Source organism: Flavobacterium sp. DSP2-3-1, from assembly GCF_049896865.1.
Lineage (GTDB): Bacteria > Bacteroidota > Bacteroidia > Flavobacteriales > Flavobacteriaceae > Flavobacterium.
The window spans coordinates 2,399-5,324 of sequence record NZ_JAFCVD010000021.1 but is presented as its reverse complement, the minus strand read 5'-3'; the positions used below and the strand labels follow the sequence as shown (position 1 = coordinate 5,324).

Here is a 2,926-nt window from a genome sequence, read left to right as displayed (position 1 = left end):
AGGAAAAGCGTACATAAGCTTACGGGTTATTAGTACTACTCGACTATGACATTACTGCCTTTACATCTATAGCCTATCAACGTGGTCATCTCCCACGACCCTTAAAAGAAATCTCATCTTGTGGTGGGTTTCGCGCTTATATGCTTTCAGCGCTTATCCCTTCCAAACGTAGCTACTCTGCGATGCCACTGGCGTGACAACAGATACACTAGAGGTTTGTCCAATTCGGTCCTCTCGTACTAGAATCAGATCCACTCAAATTTCTTGCGCCCACAGTAGATAGAGACCGAACTGTCTCACGACGTTCTGAACCCAGCTCGCGTGCCACTTTAATGGGCGAACAGCCCAACCCTTGGGACCTTCTCCAGCCCCAGGATGTGACGAGCCGACATCGAGGTGCCAAACCCCCCCGTCGATATGAGCTCTTGGGGGAGATCAGCCTGTTATCCCCGGCGTACCTTTTATCCTTTGAGCGATGGCCCTTCCATGCGGAACCACCGGATCACTATGCTCTACTTTCGTACCTGATCGACCTGTATGTCTCTCAGTCAAGCTCCCTTATGCCATTGCACTCTACGCACGGTTACCAAGCGTACTGAGGGAACCTTTAGAAGCCTCCGTTACTCTTTTGGAGGCGACCACCCCAGTCAAACTACCCACCAAGCAATGTCCCCCGCATAACGGGGTTAGGCCTCAGACAAACAAAGGGTTGTATTTCAACAATGACTCCACAACGCCTAGCGACGCCACTTCACAGTCTCCAACCTATCCTACACATCATTTGTCCAAGGTCAATACTAAGCTATAGTAAAGGTGCACAGGGTCTTTTCGTCCCACTGCGGGTAAGCGGCATCTTCACCGCTACTACAATTTCACCGAGCTCATGGCTGAGACAGTGTCCAGATCGTTACACCATTCGTGCAGGTCGGAACTTACCCGACAAGGAATTTCGCTACCTTAGGACCGTTATAGTTACGGCCGCCGTTTACTGGGGCTTCATTTCAATGCTTCTCCGAAGATAACATCTCCACTTAACCTTCCAGCACCGGGCAGGTGTCAGGCCCTATACTTCATCTTACGATTTTGCAGAGCCCTGTGTTTTTGATAAACAGTCGCCTGGACCTCTTCACTGCGGCCAGCATTGCTGCTGGCGACCCTTCTCCCGAAGTTACGGGTCTATTTTGCCTAATTCCTTAGCCATGAATCTCTCGAGCACCTTAGGATTCTCTCCTCGACTACCTGTGTCGGTTTGCGGTACGGGTACTTATTACCTGAAGTTTAGAGGTTTTTCTTGGAAGCCCTTAGGCGCACTATCTCTTTGTCCGAAGACTCCGAGTACTATCGTATTTCCCCAAAACCCGTGGATTTGCCTGCGGGTCTTATAGGTAGGTACTTCAACGAACTATTCCGTCAGTTCGCGGCGCTTTCATCACTCCGTCACCCCATCACAGTAATAACTAGTACGGGAATATTAACCCGTTGTCCATCGACTGTCCCTTTCGGGTTCGCCTTAGGTCCCGACTAACCCACAGCTGATTAGCATAGCTGTGGAAACCTTAGTCTTTCGGTGTGCGGGTTTCTCGCCCGCATTATCGTTACTTATGCCTACATTTTCTTTTCTCACCGGTCCAGCATACCTTACGATACACCTTCTACCCTGTGAGAATGCTCCCCTACCACTTACAATTAATTGTAAATCCATAGCTTCGGTAATATACTTATGCCCGATTATTATCCATGCTCGTCCGCTCGACTAGTGAGCTGTTACGCACTCTTTAAATGAATGGCTGCTTCCAAGCCAACATCCTAGCTGTCTGGGCAGACAAACCTCGTTCTTTCAACTTAGTATATATTTGGGGACCTTAGCTGATGGTCTGGGTTCTTTCCCTCTCGGACTTGGACCTTAGCACCCAAGCCCTCACTGTTATGAAACATTATATAGCATTCGGAGTTTGTCAGGAATTGGTAGGCGGTGAAGCCCCCGCATCCAATCAGTAGCTCTACCTCTATATAACTTTACGCATAACGCTGCACCTAAATGCATTTCGGGGAGTACGAGCTATTTCCGAGTTTGATTGGCCTTTCACCCCTACCCACAGGTCATCCGAAGACTTTTCAACGTCAACCGGTTCGGACCTCCACTATGTGTTACCACAGCTTCATCCTGCCCATGGGTAGATCACACGGTTTCGCGTCTAACACTACTGACTAAAGCGCCCTATTCAGACTCGCTTTCGCTACGGATCCGTGGCTTAACCACTTATCCTTGCCAGCAACGTTAACTCGTAGGCTCATTATGCAAAAGGCACGCCGTCACCCCACGAAAGGGCTCCGACCGCTTGTAAGCGTATGGTTTCAGGATCTATTTCACTCCGTTATTCACGGTTCTTTTCACCTTTCCCTCACGGTACTGGTTCACTATCGGTCTCTCAGGAGTATTTAGCCTTAGCGGATGGTCCCGCCAAATTCAGACAGGATTTCTCGTGTCCCGCCCTACTCAGGATACCACTATCGTTATCTTCTATTACTTATACAGGGCTATCACCTTCTTTGGCCCTACTTTCCAGTAGATTCTAATTCTATCCGCAACAAATAACGTGGTCCTACAACCCCAATATTGCCGTAACAACATTGGTTTGGGCTAATCCGCGTTCGCTCGCCACTACTTACGGAATCACTTTTGTTTTCTTCTCCTCCGCCTACTTAGATGTTTCAGTTCAGCGGGTTTGCCCACCTATCGGTGTACTATGTCTTCAACATAGTGGGTTGCCCCATTCGGGTATCTACGGATCATATCGTGTGTGCCAATCCCCGTAGCTTTTCGCAGCTTATCACGCCCTTCATCGCCTCTGAGAGCCAAGGCATCCCCCATACGCCCTTATTTTGCTTATTGTACCAACATTCAATTAAGAATGCCGTTTCTTTC

Annotated in this window: 1 rRNA gene; it reads right to left on the bottom strand. The window is 48.9% G+C overall.

Going from position 1 to position 2,926, the window contains the following annotated elements:
* Positions 1 to 9: 9 nt before the first annotated feature.
* Positions 10 to 2,893 (bottom strand): 23S ribosomal RNA (locus ACP7AT_RS15655).
* Between the last annotated feature and the right edge of the window lie 33 nt (positions 2,894 to 2,926).